Below are 15,736 nucleotides of genomic sequence, written 5' to 3' on the forward strand. Positions count from 1 at the left end.
AGAGGATGAGACAGGTTTTGCCGGGCGTCCAGTTTCAAGAACGGCGGGACGCTCACAATCTCGTCATTGTGAACGTCGCAAGGGGGCCTGTTAAGCCCAGAAGGACGGGAGGGTTTCGGCAAGCCTCGGGCCGATGCGCAGCGGTGCGATCTTTTCCGCAAGGCCGGTGCGGTCAGATATCTCGACGCCCACGCCGCAGATCGTCGCAGGCCCACTGGCCGCCTCGAAGCGGCCCTTCGGCATCTTGGAAATGAAGCGGTTGATCGGCTCTTCCTTCTCCATGCCGAGCGAGCTGTCATAATCGCCGCACATGCCGGCATCCGACATATAGGCGGTTCCGCCGTTCAATATCTGCGCGTCGGCGGTCGGAACATGGGTATGAGTGCCGACAACGAAGCTTGCACGCCCATCGACGAAATGGCCGAAACACTGTTTTTCGCTGGTCGCCTCGGCATGGAAGTCGAAAATGATGGCGTCAGCCTGCTCTTTCAGCGGGCAGGCAGCGAGAATGTTTTCCGCCGACTTGAAGGGATCGTCCAGTTCCGGATGCATGAACACGCGGCCCATAATGTTGGCGACGAGCACACGCGCGCCGTTGCGGGCATAAAAGATGCCGGAGCCCTTGCCCGGTGTGCCATCGGGATAATTGGCGGGCCGCAGGAACTGATCGTGGCGCTCGCAGAAGGAGACCGCCTCTTTCTGATCCCAGACATGATTGCCTGTCGTCACCACATCGGCGCCGGCATTGATGGTTTCGAGATAGATATCCTCGGTGATGCCGAAACCGCCGGCGGCGTTTTCACCGTTGACGATGACGAAATCAAGCTTCAGATCGGAAATCAGCCCCGGCAGCCTGTCCCAGACCGCCGTGCGTCCGGTCTTGCCAACCATGTCTCCGAGAAAAAGAAGTCTCATTCACCGCCCCGTTTTGCGTATGTTCTTTGGATTTCGTCCCTCTAGCGGGTAATCCGTCTTTTAAAAAGTGCTAAAGCGCCGTTTGCCCATTATCTGGCATCAACGGCTGGCCGGAAAACCAGCGCAGACCGCTCTCCGTCAGAACAGCATGAAGCGGCACATCGTGGGGCTCTGCCGGCACCGACGGCACTTCCTGACAGTCAAAGGCGACGCCGATGAGAATGGGAAGCCGACCCTTGCCATGCAATCTCGCAATGGCGCGGTCATAGTGTCCCGCGCCATAACCGATCCGCTGGCCCTGCCCGTCAAAAACAGACAGCGGCACGAGTAGAATATCCGGATCGAGAACCGCCGCATCCTCCCCCGGGCCGGTCGTGCCGAAGCCGGTCTTCACCAGTGGCGTGTCCGCCTCGAAGGCACGAAAGACGATGGTTTCTCGGTCCAGCACAACGGGGAGAACGAGACGCCCGCCCCTTGTCCGCAACGCTTCCATAAGCGATCGGGTATCGACCTCGGAGCGGATCGGCATGAAGCCGGAAATCACGGTGCCCGGTGTAAACGGAATGCCGGAGGCACCGTGAGCCGTTATAGACTGGCTCTTCTGCTGCCGCTCGGCCGGTGTCAGGGCGTCGCGCGCGGCAAGCCTTTCGCCGCGCAGTCTCGCTTTTTCGGCAATGTCGCCGGACATCAGGCGGCCCGGCTCACAAGCACCTTGTCGATACGGTGTCCGTCGAGATCGATAACCTCGAAACGCCAGCCGTTGCGGGTGACATGTTCGCCCAGTTCCGGCAGGCGACGGAACTCGTCCAGAACCAGACCGGCAACGGTTTCGAACTCCGCATCCTCGTCGATCTGAAAGCCCATGCGATAGGCAAACTCATCGGCCGGCATCCAGCCGGCAACGAGGAACGAACCGTCCTCGCGCTCGACCATGGCAGGCTCCTCGTCATTGTCTTCCTGGAAGGCACCGGTGATAGCCTCCAGAACGTCGCCGGAACTGACGATACCTTCGAAGTGACCGTATTCGTCGTATACCAGCACCATATGCACGGTGGAACGGCGCAGCGACTGAATGACATCCACGGCGCTCGTCAGATCCGAGACCACAGGAACTTCACGCAGAAGTTCGCGGACATTCAGTTCTTTTCCGGATGCCAGCGCATCAAAAGCGTCCTTGGCGAAAAGCACGCCCAGAATCTCATCCGAGGCGCCGTTGCGCACGGGCAGACGCGACCGCTGCGTCTCGCGAAGCTGCACGCGGATTTCCTCCGCGCTGTCTTCGATATCGACCACTTCCACATCGCGGCGCGGCGTCATCAGGCCGCGCGCGTTACGGTCGGCAAGGCGCATGACGCTGGTGATCATCGCCGATTCCTCGGTCTCGATCACGCCGGCGCTGTGGGCCTCTGCCAGAACCGTGCGAATTTCATCGTCGGTTACCGATGCATTGGACTCGCCGCTATGGCCGAGAAGGGCGAGAACGGTCTTACCGGATTTGTCGAGCAGCCACACCAGAGGCGCACCGATCCTCGAAAGCAGCATCATGGTGGGCGCGACGCGGGCGGCCACCTTTTCCGGATCGCGCAACGCGATCTGCTTGGGCACAAGCTCGCCGACGATCAGCGACAGATAGGTGATGGCGACAACCACCGAACCGACGCCAAGCGCATCGGCGGCGCGGTCGGGAATGCCCTGTTCCAGAAGCCAGGCCGTGAAACGGGCGCCGAGCGTGGCGCCGGAAAAAGCACCGGAAAGGACGCCGACCAGCGTGATGCCGATCTGCACCGTGGAAAGGAAGCGTCCGGGATTTTCGGAAAGGCTGAGCGCCATTGTGGCGCCCTTGCTGCCCTGGGAGGCAAGCACCTTGAGCCTCGCCGGTCTGGAGGAGACAACGGCAAGCTCGGACATGGCAAGCACACCGTTCAATACGGTGAGCAGAACCACGATCATAATTTCAGTAAACAAGTTTAGCTCTTTGGGCTGTTGAACGGCACGTCGCGGTTTTGGCCGCAGCGCCCTTTCTGTAAAAGGGCATGACAGACATACCAATCCGGATAATAGGGAATTGTTCCGCCAATGCAATGATGGCGGGATAAAAAAGCCGAGCCCGGCAGCAATGAAAATAACTGTCGACTATATCAGGGTCAGGGAAGAGCCGGGGTTAACCCGGAACTTCAAGCGCGATCCACGGCGACCGATGGAGATTTACGATCCTGGGTGCCTACAAAAGTAGGTGGGCACCGTGTGTCCAGCCCCACGGGACTGGCCAGGGACAGCTCCCTTTGGATCGAGTATGGCCCCAGGGATTGTGGTTCCTGTCGGGAAGCGCAGAACGCGCTACAGATATAAGACGTATCGAACAAAACCACCAGAGGGCCGGCAGCGAAATTTTGCCGGCGCAAAGCTTCCCAAGTGATCAATGCGCCGCAGACTTCGGCCGCGCCAGCAATTTTTCCGTAATGCCGTTCAGGCGGTCGGCCAGATCGCCAATGGCAACAGCCACCATCTCGTCCGATTTCGCCTTGTGCTCAGCCATGCCGTCGCGGTTGCGGGAAAGGGAGGTGACTTCGCCCTCCAGTTTTTCGAGCTTGCGATTGATCTCGGAAAGCTCGTCCATCACCATGATACCCGCCATGACGGTGAGCCTGAGATCGCCGATTTCGCCGAACTGGCTCTTGAGATGTCCGACGTAACGGTCGAAGCGGGTGGCAAGATCGGTCAGGTGGTCTTCCTGTCCCGCTTCGCACGCCATGCGATAGGCCTTGCCGTCGATCATAACAGTAACTTGCGCCATGAAACCGCTCCTATCGATCCAGCACCGCGCGGATCGTCTCCATCGCCGTCACCAGACGGCGGGAAACCTCGCGGTTGACTTCCTCAAGACGGTTGGCGCGAAATTCGGCCTGATCAAGCTCATGCGCAAGCCTTGCGCGGTCGACATGGACCCGCTTGACTTCGTTATCGATCTCGCCCGTCTCCCTTTGCCGTTCGATACGCATATCGATGGCATTTTCGAGATTTGTGATGGCAGCACTCAGCTCCGTCAGCGCAGATTGTACGGTCTTCTCAGCCGACATCGTTTTTTCCAACTTGCAAGCAACCGGCCGAATCGTCCGGTTTCAGGCCTTTTCAACAATCACGAGGTTATTACCCGATTTATCATCCAGTCAATCAAACCAGTGCATTGAGGCATTTTGCTCTGTGGATGAACGAGGAAGCCTCGGCACATATCGCGCAGATTTTGTCCGGACACCCAATTTTCTAAACGATTTTTATCTTCGACAGAACCGCAAACGCCCGTGGATTTATTGACTTGCCTGCCTCACCTGCTATGGATCAACCCGCTTTTTGGATAGTTGCGTAAAACTATCTCCTTTCACCCGGAAACAGACGGAAAAGCCATGATTTCTCGCGACAAACACAACCGGATGGCAAATGCGATCCGCTTTCTTGCCATGGATGCAGTGGAGAAGGCCAATTCCGGCCATCCCGGTCTGCCGATGGGCGCCGCTGATGTCGCCACCGTTCTCTTCACCCGTTACCTGAAATTCGATCCCAAGGCGCCGCTTTGGGCGGATCGTGACCGCTTCGTGCTGTCGGCGGGCCATGGTTCGATGCTTCTTTACTCGCTGCTCTATTTGACGGGCTACGAGGATATGACGATCGACGAGATCAAGCGCTTCCGTCAATTCGGGTCCAAGACCGCCGGCCATCCGGAATATGGCCACGCGACCGGCATCGAGACGACCACCGGTCCGCTCGGCCAGGGCATCGCCAACGCCGTCGGCATGGCAATCGCCGAACGCAAGCTGGAAGAGGAATTCGGCTCCGACCTGCAGAGCCACTTCACCTATGTTCTGTGCGGTGACGGCTGCCTCATGGAAGGCATCAGCCACGAAGCCATCGCGCTTGCCGGCCATCTGAAGCTCAACAAGCTCGTTCTGTTCTGGGATGACAACAACATCACCATCGACGGTGAAGTGGGTCTTTCCGACAGCACCGACCAGATCGCCCGCTTCAACGCCGTTCACTGGAACACGATCCGCGTCGACGGCCACGATCCGGACGCGATTGCCGCCGCCATCGAAGCCGCGCAGAAATCCGACCGCCCGACCTTCATCGCTTGCAAGACCGTGATCGGCTTTGGCGCGCCCAACAAGCAGGGCACCCACAAGGTTCACGGCAACCCGCTCGGCGCCGAAGAAATCGCCGCTGCGCGCAAGAGCCTCAACTGGGAAGCCGAAGCTTTCGTCATTCCGGAAGACGTGCTGGATGCATGGCGTCTCGCCGGCCTGCGCTCCACCAAGACCCGTCAGGACTGGGAAGCCCGCCTCGAAGCCGCTGAAGCCGGCAAGAAGGCCGAGTTCAAGCGCCGCTTCGCCGGCGACCTGCCAGGCAACTTCGACAGCTCCATCGATGCCTTCAAGAAGAAGATCATCGAGAACAATCCGACCGTCGCCACCCGCAAGGCTTCGGAAGACTCGCTTGAAGTCATCAACGGCGTCCTGCCGGAAATGATTGGCGGTTCGGCTGACCTGACGCCGTCCAACAACACCAAGACCAGCCAGATGAAGTCCATCACGCCGAGCGACTTCTCCGGCCGTTACCTGCATTACGGGATCCGCGAGCACGGCATGGCAGCGGCGATGAACGGTATCGCCCTGCATGGCGGTCTCATCCCCTATGCCGGCGGCTTCCTGATCTTCTCCGACTATTGCCGTCCATCGATCCGTCTTGCTGCGCTCATGGGCATCCGCGTCGTCCACGTTCTGACGCATGATTCCATCGGCGTCGGCGAAGACGGCCCGACCCACCAGCCGGTCGAGCAGATCGCCGCCCTTCGCGCCATTCCGAACCTTCTCGTCTTCCGTCCCGCGGATGAAACCGAGACGGCGGAATGCTGGCAGCTGGCTCTCGAGCAGAAGCATCGTCCGTCTGCTCTGGCGCTTACCCGTCAGAATCTCGCGCCTTCGCGTAAGGAATATGAAGAAAAGAACCTCTCCGCTTATGGCGCTTACGAGCTCGTATCGGCAAGCGACGCGAAGGTTTCGATCTTCGCCTCCGGTTCGGAAGTCGAAGTGGCACTGAAAGCCGCTGCAACGCTGAAGGACAACGGCATTTCGGCCCGCGTCGTCTCCGTTCCCTGCTTCGAACTCTTCAAGGAACAGCCAGAAACCTATCGCAATGCCATCATCGGCAAGGCACCGGTGAAAATCGCGGTGGAAGCCGCCATCCGCCAGGGCTGGGATTATTTCATCGGCTCCGACGGCGCTTTCGTTGGTATGCATTCCTTCGGTGCGTCCGCACCGGCGAAGGATCTCTTCAAGCACTTCGGCATTACGGCGGAAGCCGTTGTCGCCGCAGTCGAGGCAAAACTCGCGTGAGGGCCCCAAGCCCTCACCATTCCAGCAAAGACCAAGCCCATATCTTGATCGGGAGACTGTAAATGACTGTAAAAGTTGCCATTAACGGCTTCGGCCGCATCGGCCGCAATGTTCTGCGCGCCATCGTCGAATCCGGCCGCACCGATATCGAAGTCGTTGCCATCAACGACCTCGGCCCGGTTGAAACCAACGCGCACCTGCTGCGCTACGATTCGATCCACGGCAAGTTCCCGGCCGAGGTGAAGGTCGAAGGCGACACGATCATCGTTGGCGGCGGCAAGCCGATCAAGGTGACGGCCGTTCGCGATCCGGCAACGCTGCCGCACAAGGAACTCGGCGTCGATATCGCGCTCGAATGCACGGGCATCTTCACCGCCCGCGACAAGGCTGCTGCACACCTGACCGCCGGCGCAAAGCGCGTCATCGTGTCTGCTCCGGCTGACGGCGCTGATCTCACCGTCGTTTTCGGCGTCAATGACGACCAGCTGACCAAGGACCATCTGGTCATTTCCAACGCATCCTGCACCACCAACTGCCTCGTGCCGGTCGTGAAAGTTCTCGATGACGTCGTTGGCATCGACCATGGTTTCATGACCACGATCCACTCCTACACGGGCGACCAGCCGACGCTGGACACCATGCACAAGGATCTGTACCGCGCCCGCGCCGCAGCCCTGTCCATGATCCCGACCTCGACGGGTGCAGCCAAGGCCGTTGGCCTCGTTCTGCCGCACCTCAAGGGCAAGCTGGACGGCACGTCGATCCGCGTTCCGACCCCGAACGTTTCGGTTGTCGACTTCAAGTTCATCGCCAAGCGCGACACGACGGTTGAGGAAATCAACGAAGCGATCAAGTCCGCTTCCAACGGCAAGCTGAAGGGCATTCTCGGCTATACCGAAGAGCCGCTGGTTTCCCGCGACTTCAACCATGACAGCCATTCCTCGATCTTCGCGATCGACCAGACCAAGGTCATGGAAGGCAAGTTCGTGCGCGTCCTGTCCTGGTACGACAATGAGTGGGGCTTCTCCAACCGCATGTCGGATACGGCCGTCGCCTTCGCGAAGACCATCTAAGCAAATATCACTTTCGTAAAAACCGGCAGGAGCGATCCTGCCGGTTTTTGTTTGCCTGAAAAATGCCGGCGGGAATGAGGGATCCCGCCGGCATCGATCCAGAAGCAAGGCGGGGCGCTTCGGATCGAAACAATCACCGGCGGAGAAACGATGCGGCCGTCACTCAACCAGTACGGTGCACGCGCATCCGTCATTTTCTGTTGTTGATAATGACCGGGCCGGAATTCCCGGCACTGCTCCAGATCGTATCGAACGTCTGTTGCCGCAAATCACTTTGCTGCATGGAAAGCTTCATCATGCAGTCGGCAAAATCCCGAGAACCTTCAGGGTAGCCAAAGACGCGACAACGCTCGCGTTGAGCAGCCATGTTTTCGGCCGTCTGTTCCGTGCTTGAGCAACCCGAAACTATCGAGCCCGCCACCAACACCATAATAAATCCAGTAATATTTATCCGCTTCATCCGACCGCTCCGGTAATGTTGAAAAGCAATTCGGACGAGAGAAATAACGCCGCTGCATTGTCTCTATGTTACGTCGAAACCCCGGCGCCTGAATTGTTTCGGCGGGGCATATTTCGCGCTGCGCGCCTTGGATCTTTTAGGCCATACGCCGAAAAAAATCCCATTTCCTGCCTTTGTCTGGTCCATTTTGAAACGGACAAGAAGAACAGGGATAACGGTCGTGCGCAATGCACTTCGGCCCTGCCGTATCATTCGATACACCCCGCCTTGCGTCACCTTTCAACGCCAGCAGAAACAGCGCTGACAGACCGCAACCCGTGGCGCATTGACTGCACGCGCAGAGCATTCATTGCGCCACGGGTTGCGGTCTATCAACGCGGTTTGAATGAGGCGGTGGACGTGGAGTCATTTTATCTTCTGTTGCTGGTGGCAACTGTTCTGGTTCTCGTCGCCGCCTTTTCCAGCCTCATCGCCTTCCGGTTCGGCGCGCCCCTCCTTCTGCTTTTCCTGATGATCGGCCTTGGGGCTGGTGTGGATGGCCTCGGCATCGAATTCACCAACAATCCCCTGGCCTATATGCTTGGCTCGCTCGTGCTTGCCGTCATCCTCTTCGATTCCGGGTTCGGCACGTCCATCCAGTCCTTCAGACTTTCCGCAGCACCCGCCGTCGCTCTCGCTACAGTCGGCGTCATCCTCACATCCGTCTTCTTTGCCGGCGCGGCGGCCCTGCTGCTCGGGCTTTCATGGCTTGAGGGCCTGCTGCTTGGCGCCATAGTCGCTTCCACCGATGCGGCGGCCGTGTTCTTCCTGCTGCGCATCGGCGGCATCCATATCCGCGATCAGGTGCGTTCGACGCTGGAAGTCGAATCCGGTACCAACGATCCAATGGCGATCTTCCTTACCATCGCCCTGGTTGAAATCATCGCAAAGGGCCAGGGGCTGGCCGGCATCGACAGCGGCTTTCTGCTGCTTTTCATTGAGCAGATGGGCCTTGGCGTGATCTTCGGCCTGCTCGGCGGTGTCATGATCGCCACCGTCGTCAACCGGTTCGCCGCCGACCGCGGGCTGGCGCCGATCTTCGTGCTGGCGCTGGCGCTGCTGGTCTTCTCCTTCACCGGCACAATTGGCGGCAGCGGTTTTCTGGCGGTCTATGTGGCAGGCATTGTTGCCGGCAACCGCCGAATCTTCGCCAAGGAAACCATTCGCCGTTTCCATGAGGGCCTGACCTGGCTTGCCCAGATCATCATGTTCCTGATGCTCGGCCTGCTCGCCACCCCGTCGCAATTTCCGGCAATCGCCATTCCGGCCGTGCTGCTCGCGCTGTTCCTGATCTTCGTCGCCCGTCCGCTTGCGGTGTGGCTGAGTCTCATGCCCTTCAACTATACCCAGCAGGAAACCTCCTTCGTGGCCTGGGTGGGCCTGCGCGGCGCGGTTTCCATCCTGCTCGCCATCATGCCCATTCTCGGCGGGCTTGATGATGCGCAAATCTATTTCAACGCCGCCTTCATCATCGTGCTGGTGTCGCTGCTGGTGCAGGGCTGGACCATCAAGCCGGTAGCGACGAAACTCGGACTGATCGTGCCGCCGCGCATGGGCGAGGTGGACAAGCTGGAAGTCGACCTGCCCGGTACCGCCAATCATGAGCTGATCTCCTACCGGGTCGCGAAAGGCAGCGCCATCATGCAGGGCGAGCGTATTCCGCGCTGGGCCATGCCTTCGCTGGTGGTGCGCGACGGCAAATCGATCCGCTACCAATATGCCGGACGGCTGCGCGAGAACGATCTCGTCTATCTCTTCATCGCGCCCGGCTATTCTCGATTGATCGACCGGCTGTTCGCCAGCGCCCTGCCGGTTGCCGATGACGACGCCGATTTCTTCGGCACTTTCGCGATCTCGCCCGCCCGCCCGGCAAAGGAGCTGGACGCAGCCTATGGCCCCGGCCTGCTTTCGCCCGCCGAACAGGCGATGAGCGTTGCCGAACTCATCGAGGCGCGTCTTGCCGGAAAGGCCGATTATGCCGACCGCGTGCGCCTCGGCTCCATCGTGCTGATCGTTCGCACACTGGACGAGCACGAGGCGATAACGGGTGTGGGCATCTCCCTCGAACCGGTGGAACCGGCGACCAGCCTGCCGATCTTCATCAGCTTTTCGGAAATCCTCAACCGTATACGCAACCATCTGGCAGAGAAGCGCCAGCCGCGCGCCGCCAGCGTTGAAGAAAGCACCCCCGCCGCTGCGAATACAGTGAGAGAAAATGAGGCCTGACCGGCTTGCGTCGGCATTCAGGCATAGTATGGTCCGTGCCGAACTCGCAACAAATCAGGATCGACCTATGCCCGCTTTCAAGACCCTCGACGACCTTAACGACATTGCCGGAAAGCGCGTTCTCGTCCGCGTTGATCTCAACGTGCCGGTCGCAGATGGCAAGGTAACGGACGCAACCCGTATCGAACGCGTTGCGCCGACCATTCTGGAACTGTCCTCCAAGGGCGCGAAAGTCATTCTGCTTGCCCATTTCGGCCGTCCGAAGGGCGAACCGGTGGCCGACATGTCGCTTTCCCAGATCGTGCCTGCCGTCGAGGAAGTGCTGGATCATGCCGTTTCCTTCGCGACCGATTGCATCGGCGCACCGGCGGCGGATGCAGTCGCTAAACTGAACGATGGCGATATCCTGCTTCTGGAAAACACCCGTTTCCACAAGGGCGAAGAAAAGAACGATCCGGCCTTCGTGGAAGCTCTGGCAGCCAATGGCGATATCTACGTGAACGACGCCTTCTCCGCCGCCCACCGCGCCCACGCTTCCACCGAAGGCCTTGCACGCCACCTGCCCGCTTATGCCGGCCGCACCATGCAGGCCGAGCTTGAGGCTCTGGAACAGGGCCTCGGCCAGCCGGTGCGCCCGGTTGTCGCCATCGTCGGCGGCGCCAAGGTGTCGAGCAAGATCGATCTCCTTATGAACCTCGTTAAAAAGGTCGATGCCCTGGTCATCGGCGGCGGCATGGCCAACACCTTCCTCGCCGCCCGCGGCGCGCAGGTCGGCAAATCGCTGTGCGAGCATGATCTCGCCGAGACCGCAAAGCAGATCATGATCGAGGCAGCGACATCCGGCTGCGCCATCGTGCTGCCGGAAGACGGCGTCGTCGCCCGCGAATTCAAGGCCGGTGCGGCCAATGAAATCGTCGACATCAACGCCATTCCTGCCGACGCCATGGTTCTCGATGTCGGCCCAAAATCGGTTGAAAGCATCAAGGCCTGGATTTCCCGCGCCGAAACGCTGGTCTGGAACGGCCCGCTCGGCGCCTTCGAAATCGAACCATTCGACGCGGCGACTGTCGCCGCGGCAAAACACGCGGCGGAATGCACCAAGGCCGGCAAGCTCGTCTCCGTCGCTGGCGGCGGCGACACCGTTGCCGCGCTCAATCATGCCGGCGTTTCCGAGGATTTCTCCTATGTTTCGACGGCCGGCGGCGCCTTCCTCGAATGGATGGAAGGCAAGGAATTGCCGGGCGTTGCCATCCTGACCGCCGCCAAGTAAACTCATCCTACTTGCCTGACACAAGGCCGGACAAGCCATGCTTGTCCGGCCTTGCTTTTTGGTAAGCGGCACCGGGAGGAAAAGTTTCAAACGATTGAAATCATTTCAATCGTTTCAATGAGTTAGCGTGCCATTTCCCTGCCCTGGAACTTCTGTTATCGGAAATTTATTGTGCCTTGGGAGAATAGCAAATGACCGAACGTCTCGAAGACATTGCAATCAAAATGGTCGCCGACGGCAAGGGCCTGCTCGCCGCCGACGAATCCACGGGAACGATCAAAAAGCGTTTCGACAGCATCAATCTGGAGTCCACCGAGACCGCCCGCCGCGATTATCGCGAGATGCTGTTCCGTTCCGACGACGCCATGAAGAAATACATCTCCGGCGTCATCCTTTACGAAGAGACCCTGTTCCAGAAAGCCGCCGACGGCACGCCTTTCGTTGACATCATCAAGGCGGCCGGCAGCCTGCCGGGCATCAAGGTGGATATCGGCGCCAAGCCGATGGCTTTCCACCCGCATGAATTCATCACCGAAGGCCTCGATGGTCTTTACGAGCGCCTGCGCAAGTATCATGAGGCCGGCGCGCGTTTCGCCAAGTGGCGCGGCGTCATCACCATCGGTGAGCAGCGTCCGAGCTGGGGTTCGATCAAGGCAAACTCCCAGTCGCTCGCCCGTTACGCCGCCCTCTGCCAGCAGGCGGATATCGTGCCGATCGTGGAGCCGGAAGTGCTGATGGACGGCGAGCCGGGCACGCATGACATCGACCGCTGTGCGGAAGTCACGCAGTGGGTTCTCCAGACCGTCTTCGCAGACCTGTTCGACGCCCGCGTGAACCTTGAAGGCATGATCCTCAAGCCGAACATGATCATCGACGGCAAGAAGGCCCGCAAGGCTTCTGTCGAGGAAGTGGCGGAAAAGACCGTGAAGGTTCTGAAGGCAACCGTGCCTTCCGCCGTTCCGGGCATCGCCTTCCTTTCCGGTGGCCAGTCCTCCGAAGAAGCAACCGCGCATCTCTCCGCCATGAATGCCGGTTACGACCTGCCCTGGTCGCTGACCTATTCCTACGGCCGCGCGCTTCAGGATACGGCCCTCAAGACATGGGGCGGCAAGCAGGAAAATGTCGCCGCCGGCCAGCGCGCCTTCACGCACCGCGCCGCGATGAACAGCCTCGCCGCCAAGGGTAACTGGAAGCAGGAACTCGAAAAGGCAGCCTGAGGCCCTCGCCGCAGGCATTCAGCCAAACAAAAGCCGCCCCATGGGGCGGCTTTTTTGTTACGGACGCAGAAGCAGCGTCACCGACCAGATGACAAAGGTGGCAACCGCAATCTTCCAGCAATCGCCTCTTTTCTTGAGGCCCGGCAGACCAAGCGGCCGGATGATCTGGACCACCATGGCCAGCAGTAAAAAAAGGCCGATCGCCTTTGTCATTTATTGAGCCTTTTCTTTATTTCTGCATCGTCACAGGCTGGACATTTTTACCGTTCACCAGAAGAGTGCAACTCATTCGGGTAATCCCGTTCTATGACCTGTCCGACCGTCCGTCCGAACGCATGAGAGTGTCTTCATGAGCAGAAATCTTCTACCCGTATTCGCTCTTTTATCCAGCACTCTGTTTCTTTTTCTCGGCAACGGCCTTCAGGGCCTCGTATTGCCGGTTCGCGGTTCGGCGGAAGGTTACTCCAATGAAATACTGGGCTTCCTTGGCACCTCCTGGGCGGCCGGCTTCGTCATCGGCTGCTTCGTGGCGCCCGCCATCGTGCGCCGTGCTGGGCATGTCAGGGCCTTTGGCTCCTTCGTCGCGCTGATCTGCCTGACGGTGCTGATGACCGGCCTCATCGTCGATGATGTCTGGTGGATTGCCCTGCGAGCACTGACCGGCTTCTGCACGGCCGGCACCTCGATGATCATCGAAAGCTGGCTGAACGAGCGTGCGACCAATGAGAGCCGCGGCATGATCTTTTCGCTCTATATCGCCATCACGCTGCTTGGCGTCGTGGCCGGGCAAATGATCGTGCCGATGGGCGACATCAGCAATACCTCGCTATTCATGATCTGCGGCATCATTTACTGCATCGCCATTCTGCCGGCCACACTCTCGAAGGCGGCCAGCCCTCAGCCCCTGCAGAAGGTCAGTCTGGATTTACCGGCGCTCTATCGCAATTCACCGGTCTCTTTCGTCGGCATTCTGATGATCGGCATTGCCAACGGTGCTTATGGTACGCTTGGCGCTGTCTTTGGCGCACGAGCCGGTCTCGACCCGACCATGATCGCCATCATGGTCTCCGTCACGATTTTCGTCGGCGCGCTGGCGCAGTTTCCGGCGGGCCGCCTGTCGGACCGGATAGACCGCCGTTACGTCCTGGCGGGGTTGGCCGGGCTCGGCGCGGTCGCGGGCCTTGCCGTTGCGGCGGTGCAACCCCATGATGTCTATGTGCTGATTGCCATGATCGCCGTGTACGGCGCCGCCGCCAACGCGCTCTATCCCATCGCCGTGGCGCATGCCAACGACTATGCCGCCTCGGAAGACTTCGTGAAGGTCTCGGGCGGGTTGCTGCTGCTTTACGGCATCGGCACCATTATCGGCCCGACACTCGGCGGCGCGGTCATGACTTATTTCGGTCCCTATGCGCTGTTTCTGGTAACAGCCGTCGCCCATGTGCTGATCACAGCCTATGCCATTATCAGAAGCCGTCAGCGTGCCGCCCTTTCGACCGACGAAAAAGACAATTTCTCGACCATGATGCCGACGACGCCCTCCCCACTCGTCACGCCGGAAAGCATTGCACTTGATCCGCGCGCGCCGCAATATCCCGGGGACGATGGCAACTATGTTGAAAAAGGAGCAGGCATATGAGCCTCTTTGACGATGACCGTCCGCAAAAACCGGTGGCGCACGAGATCGGCAGCGATCTCAGCCTTCTTTCGGTAGACGAACTGACTGGCCGCATCGACCTCCTGCAAACGGAAATCACCCGGCTTGAAGAGGAGCGGACGAGGAAGTCCGCCGGCCGGCTGGCGGCGGAGAATCTCTTTCGGTCCTCATGACCGATCTCGGCAGGGCCTTGAAAGAACCCACAGGCGGCAAGATGCGGCCGGCGGGGTTGTGCGCAAATAAACAACCTGGCGCAGTCTTTCGTTTACCATTAACCAAAAATTAAGCTTTCTGAGAGATTACTATACATGTCCAGTTCTTCTGGACCTCAGGCATCTTCTCCATTCGGCGAATTGGTCTGATTTTTCTCCCTGTTTTACCTTGAGAGCCGCTTTCGCGGCTCTTTTTTTGCCAGACGGCAAATTCCGTAAAACTGTGGGTATTAACCCTTCTTTAATAATTGCCTTGCGCATTTCAGGTAAAGATACCATCCTGAAAACACTAAAGGCCGGAACAAAATATCCCGGTCGTCGTTGCCTGACAGTGTGGTGCGTGAGCAGGGATTTAAAGAAATGTCGGAACAGGTTTTAAATACCATAAGCTTTGCGGGGCGCGCGGCTGCTTCCAACCAGTTCAAGACCCTCTATACCGAAGGCATGACCTTGGTTGAGGAAACGGCAAGCTATCTCGATGGCGCCGGTCGCGTCGCTTCCAAGGTTCTGCCGCGCATGGCCTCGGTTCTTTATGCGGCGGAATCGATGCGCCTCACCACCCGCCTGATGCAGATGGCCTCCTGGCTGCTGCTGCAGCGCGCCGTCAATAATGGCGAGATGACGCGCGATCAGGTTCTGAGCGAAAAGAACAAGGTGCGTCTCGACAGCTTCAATGTCGACCGCAACGCGCCCGGCTGGAACGATCTGCCGGAATCCTTCCGCGACCTCATCGAACGCTCTCTGCGCCTCCAGAACCGTATCGCCCTTCTTGACCGCGAAATCTATCGTCCGTCCGAAGCCACCAAGGTGCCGGACAACGAAAACAGCGTGCAGGCGCAGCTCAACCTTCTGCGTACGGCTTTCTCCATCAACTGAGAAAAGACGATCTTATCCGGACAATTTGAAAAGCAGGCTTATCGGCCTGCTTTTTTTATTTTGACGTATACGCCCACATCCGCCATTGCCAAAACGGCAACAAAAAAGCCCGGTAAAAACCGGGCTTTTTTAAATGATCCGTCCGCAAGAGGATCAGAGGCCGAGGCCGCCGAAACGCTTGTTGAACTTGGAAACGCGACCACCACGGTCCATAAGCTGCTGGTTGCCGCCCGTCCATGCCGGATGGGACTTGGGGTCGATTTCAAGGTTCATGACGGCGCCTTCCGAACCCCAGGTAGAGCGGGTTTCGTATTCGGTGCCATCGGTCATGACCACCTTGATCGTGTGATAATCGGGATGGATATCAGCCTTCATGACAATCTTCCTGGTTAAGTGACGTGCGGTCC

The 15,736-nt window shown here is 59.1% G+C and carries 16 protein-coding genes and 1 other RNA gene; 8 read left to right on the plus strand and 9 right to left on the minus strand.

Annotated elements, in window-relative coordinates; genetic code table 11:
- Positions 1–90: 90 nt before the first annotated feature.
- The 6 genes from AGR13A_RS18225 to AGR13A_RS18255 all read right to left on the minus strand — a co-directional run bounded on the left by AGR13A_RS18225 (position 91) and on the right by AGR13A_RS18255 (position 3,992).
- Entirely contained in the window at positions 91–915 is an 825-nt protein-coding gene (locus AGR13A_RS18225; RefSeq protein WP_003497598.1) for a TIGR00282 family metallophosphoesterase, read from the minus strand.
- A 70-nt stretch (positions 916–985) separates the two neighbouring features.
- Positions 986–1,603: a 5-formyltetrahydrofolate cyclo-ligase gene (locus AGR13A_RS18230; protein WP_080838345.1), complete on the minus strand. Its 618-nt coding sequence runs from the start codon at positions 1,601–1,603 to the stop codon at positions 986–988.
- Positions 1,603–2,865: a hemolysin family protein gene (locus tag AGR13A_RS18235; RefSeq protein WP_167377635.1), complete on the minus strand. Its 1,263-nt coding sequence runs from the start codon at positions 2,863–2,865 to the stop codon at positions 1,603–1,605. The genes AGR13A_RS18230 and AGR13A_RS18235 overlap by 1 nt, the downstream gene beginning before the upstream one ends.
- Positions 2,866–3,093: 228 nt before the next feature.
- Positions 3,094–3,252: non-coding RNA, 6S RNA (gene ssrS, locus AGR13A_RS18245), on the minus strand.
- Between the two features lie 79 nt (positions 3,253–3,331).
- The gene (locus tag AGR13A_RS18250; RefSeq protein ID WP_080838351.1) at positions 3,332–3,709 is read right to left on the minus strand and encodes a cell division protein ZapA; all 378 of its coding nucleotides are present in this window, start codon (positions 3,707–3,709) and stop codon (positions 3,332–3,334) included.
- A gap of 10 nt (positions 3,710–3,719) precedes the next feature.
- Positions 3,720–3,992 carry a DUF4164 domain-containing protein gene (locus AGR13A_RS18255; RefSeq protein WP_035222205.1) on the minus strand — a complete coding sequence of 91 codons (273 nt, stop codon included), beginning with the start codon at positions 3,990–3,992 and terminating at the stop codon, positions 3,720–3,722.
- A 324-nt stretch (positions 3,993–4,316) separates the two neighbouring features.
- On the opposite strand from AGR13A_RS18255, the gene tkt reads away from it, so the two are divergent.
- On the plus strand, positions 4,317–6,299 hold the full coding sequence (tkt, locus tag AGR13A_RS18260) for a transketolase (RefSeq protein WP_080838355.1): 1,983 nt from the start codon (positions 4,317–4,319) through the stop codon (positions 6,297–6,299).
- Between the two features lie 62 nt (positions 6,300–6,361).
- Positions 6,362–7,372 (plus strand): type I glyceraldehyde-3-phosphate dehydrogenase, encoded by a 1,011-nt coding sequence (gene gap, locus AGR13A_RS18265; RefSeq protein ID WP_080838357.1) that lies wholly within the window; start codon positions 6,362–6,364, stop codon positions 7,370–7,372.
- Positions 7,373–7,562: 190 nt separating this feature from the next.
- Here gap and AGR13A_RS18270 read toward each other — a convergent pair whose 3' ends face one another.
- A complete protein-coding gene (locus tag AGR13A_RS18270; RefSeq protein WP_035222201.1) occupies positions 7,563–7,832 on the minus strand; it encodes a hypothetical protein in 270 nt (89 codons plus the stop codon).
- 399 nt (positions 7,833–8,231) lie between these two features.
- Here AGR13A_RS18270 and AGR13A_RS18280 point away from each other — a divergent pair, with 399 nt between their 5' ends.
- The 3 genes from AGR13A_RS18280 (at position 8,232) to AGR13A_RS18290 (ending at position 12,584) form a co-directional block, all read left to right on the plus strand.
- A complete protein-coding gene (locus AGR13A_RS18280; protein ID WP_080840303.1) occupies positions 8,232–10,097 on the plus strand; it encodes a potassium/proton antiporter in 1,866 nt (621 codons plus the stop codon).
- A gap of 67 nt (positions 10,098–10,164) precedes the next feature.
- Positions 10,165–11,367, plus strand: coding sequence for a phosphoglycerate kinase (locus AGR13A_RS18285; RefSeq protein WP_080838360.1), 1,203 nt, complete (start codon positions 10,165–10,167; stop codon positions 11,365–11,367).
- A gap of 191 nt (positions 11,368–11,558) precedes the next feature.
- Entirely contained in the window at positions 11,559–12,584 is a 1,026-nt protein-coding gene (locus AGR13A_RS18290) for a class I fructose-bisphosphate aldolase (RefSeq protein ID WP_003523197.1), read from the plus strand.
- A gap of 57 nt (positions 12,585–12,641) precedes the next feature.
- On the opposite strand, the gene AGR13A_RS25020 is transcribed toward AGR13A_RS18290, so the two are convergent.
- Positions 12,642–12,797 carry a hypothetical protein gene (locus AGR13A_RS25020; RefSeq protein WP_167377588.1) on the minus strand — a complete coding sequence of 52 codons (156 nt, stop codon included), beginning with the start codon at positions 12,795–12,797 and terminating at the stop codon, positions 12,642–12,644.
- Positions 12,798–12,933: 136 nt separating this feature from the next.
- Between AGR13A_RS25020 and AGR13A_RS18295 the strand changes: the two genes are divergently transcribed.
- The 3 genes from AGR13A_RS18295 to rcdA all read left to right on the plus strand — a co-directional run bounded on the left by AGR13A_RS18295 (position 12,934) and on the right by rcdA (position 15,329).
- Positions 12,934–14,223, plus strand: a complete 1,290-nt coding sequence (locus AGR13A_RS18295) for an MFS transporter (RefSeq protein WP_035222196.1) — start codon at positions 12,934–12,936, stop codon at positions 14,221–14,223.
- Positions 14,220–14,414, plus strand: coding sequence for a DUF1192 domain-containing protein (locus tag AGR13A_RS18300; protein ID WP_080838363.1), 195 nt, complete (start codon positions 14,220–14,222; stop codon positions 14,412–14,414). The genes AGR13A_RS18295 and AGR13A_RS18300 overlap by 4 nt, the downstream gene beginning before the upstream one ends.
- A gap of 399 nt (positions 14,415–14,813) precedes the next feature.
- Entirely contained in the window at positions 14,814–15,329 is a 516-nt protein-coding gene (gene rcdA / locus AGR13A_RS18305) for a protease adaptor protein RcdA (protein WP_035222191.1), read from the plus strand.
- Positions 15,330–15,482: 153 nt separating this feature from the next.
- On the opposite strand, the gene rpmE is transcribed toward rcdA, so the two are convergent.
- The gene (gene rpmE / locus AGR13A_RS18310; protein WP_003497640.1) at positions 15,483–15,704 is read right to left on the minus strand and encodes a 50S ribosomal protein L31; all 222 of its coding nucleotides are present in this window, start codon (positions 15,702–15,704) and stop codon (positions 15,483–15,485) included.
- Between the last annotated feature and the right edge of the window lie 32 nt (positions 15,705–15,736).

This window comes from Agrobacterium genomosp. 13 str. CFBP 6927, from assembly GCA_900012615.1.
In the GTDB taxonomy this organism is placed as follows: domain Bacteria; phylum Pseudomonadota; class Alphaproteobacteria; order Rhizobiales; family Rhizobiaceae; genus Agrobacterium.

Excerpts from the sequence above, each read along its gene's own strand:
- AGR13A_RS18225 (WP_003497598.1), bottom strand. The coding sequence starts at position 915 with ATGAGACTTCTTTTTCTCGGAGACATGGTTGGCAAGACCGGACGCACG.
- AGR13A_RS18230 (WP_080838345.1), bottom strand. The coding sequence starts at position 1,603 with ATGTCCGGCGACATTGCCGAAAAAGCGAGACTGCGCGGCGAAAGGCTT.
- AGR13A_RS18235 (WP_167377635.1), bottom strand. The coding sequence starts at position 2,865 with ATGATCGTGGTTCTGCTCACCGTATTGAACGGTGTGCTTGCCATGTCC.
- AGR13A_RS18250 (WP_080838351.1), bottom strand. The coding sequence starts at position 3,709 with ATGGCGCAAGTTACTGTTATGATCGACGGCAAGGCCTATCGCATGGCG.
- AGR13A_RS18255 (WP_035222205.1), bottom strand. The coding sequence starts at position 3,992 with ATGTCGGCTGAGAAGACCGTACAATCTGCGCTGACGGAGCTGAGTGCT.
- tkt (WP_080838355.1), top strand. The coding sequence starts at position 4,317 with ATGATTTCTCGCGACAAACACAACCGGATGGCAAATGCGATCCGCTTT.
- gap (WP_080838357.1), top strand. The coding sequence starts at position 6,362 with ATGACTGTAAAAGTTGCCATTAACGGCTTCGGCCGCATCGGCCGCAAT.
- AGR13A_RS18270 (WP_035222201.1), bottom strand. The coding sequence starts at position 7,832 with ATGAAGCGGATAAATATTACTGGATTTATTATGGTGTTGGTGGCGGGC.
- AGR13A_RS18285 (WP_080838360.1), top strand. The coding sequence starts at position 10,165 with ATGCCCGCTTTCAAGACCCTCGACGACCTTAACGACATTGCCGGAAAG.
- AGR13A_RS18290 (WP_003523197.1), top strand. The coding sequence starts at position 11,559 with ATGACCGAACGTCTCGAAGACATTGCAATCAAAATGGTCGCCGACGGC.
- AGR13A_RS25020 (WP_167377588.1), bottom strand. The coding sequence starts at position 12,797 with ATGACAAAGGCGATCGGCCTTTTTTTACTGCTGGCCATGGTGGTCCAG.
- AGR13A_RS18295 (WP_035222196.1), top strand. The coding sequence starts at position 12,934 with ATGAGCAGAAATCTTCTACCCGTATTCGCTCTTTTATCCAGCACTCTG.
- AGR13A_RS18300 (WP_080838363.1), top strand. The coding sequence starts at position 14,220 with ATGAGCCTCTTTGACGATGACCGTCCGCAAAAACCGGTGGCGCACGAG.
- rcdA (WP_035222191.1), top strand. The coding sequence starts at position 14,814 with ATGTCGGAACAGGTTTTAAATACCATAAGCTTTGCGGGGCGCGCGGCT.
- rpmE (WP_003497640.1), bottom strand. The coding sequence starts at position 15,704 with ATGAAGGCTGATATCCATCCCGATTATCACACGATCAAGGTGGTCATG.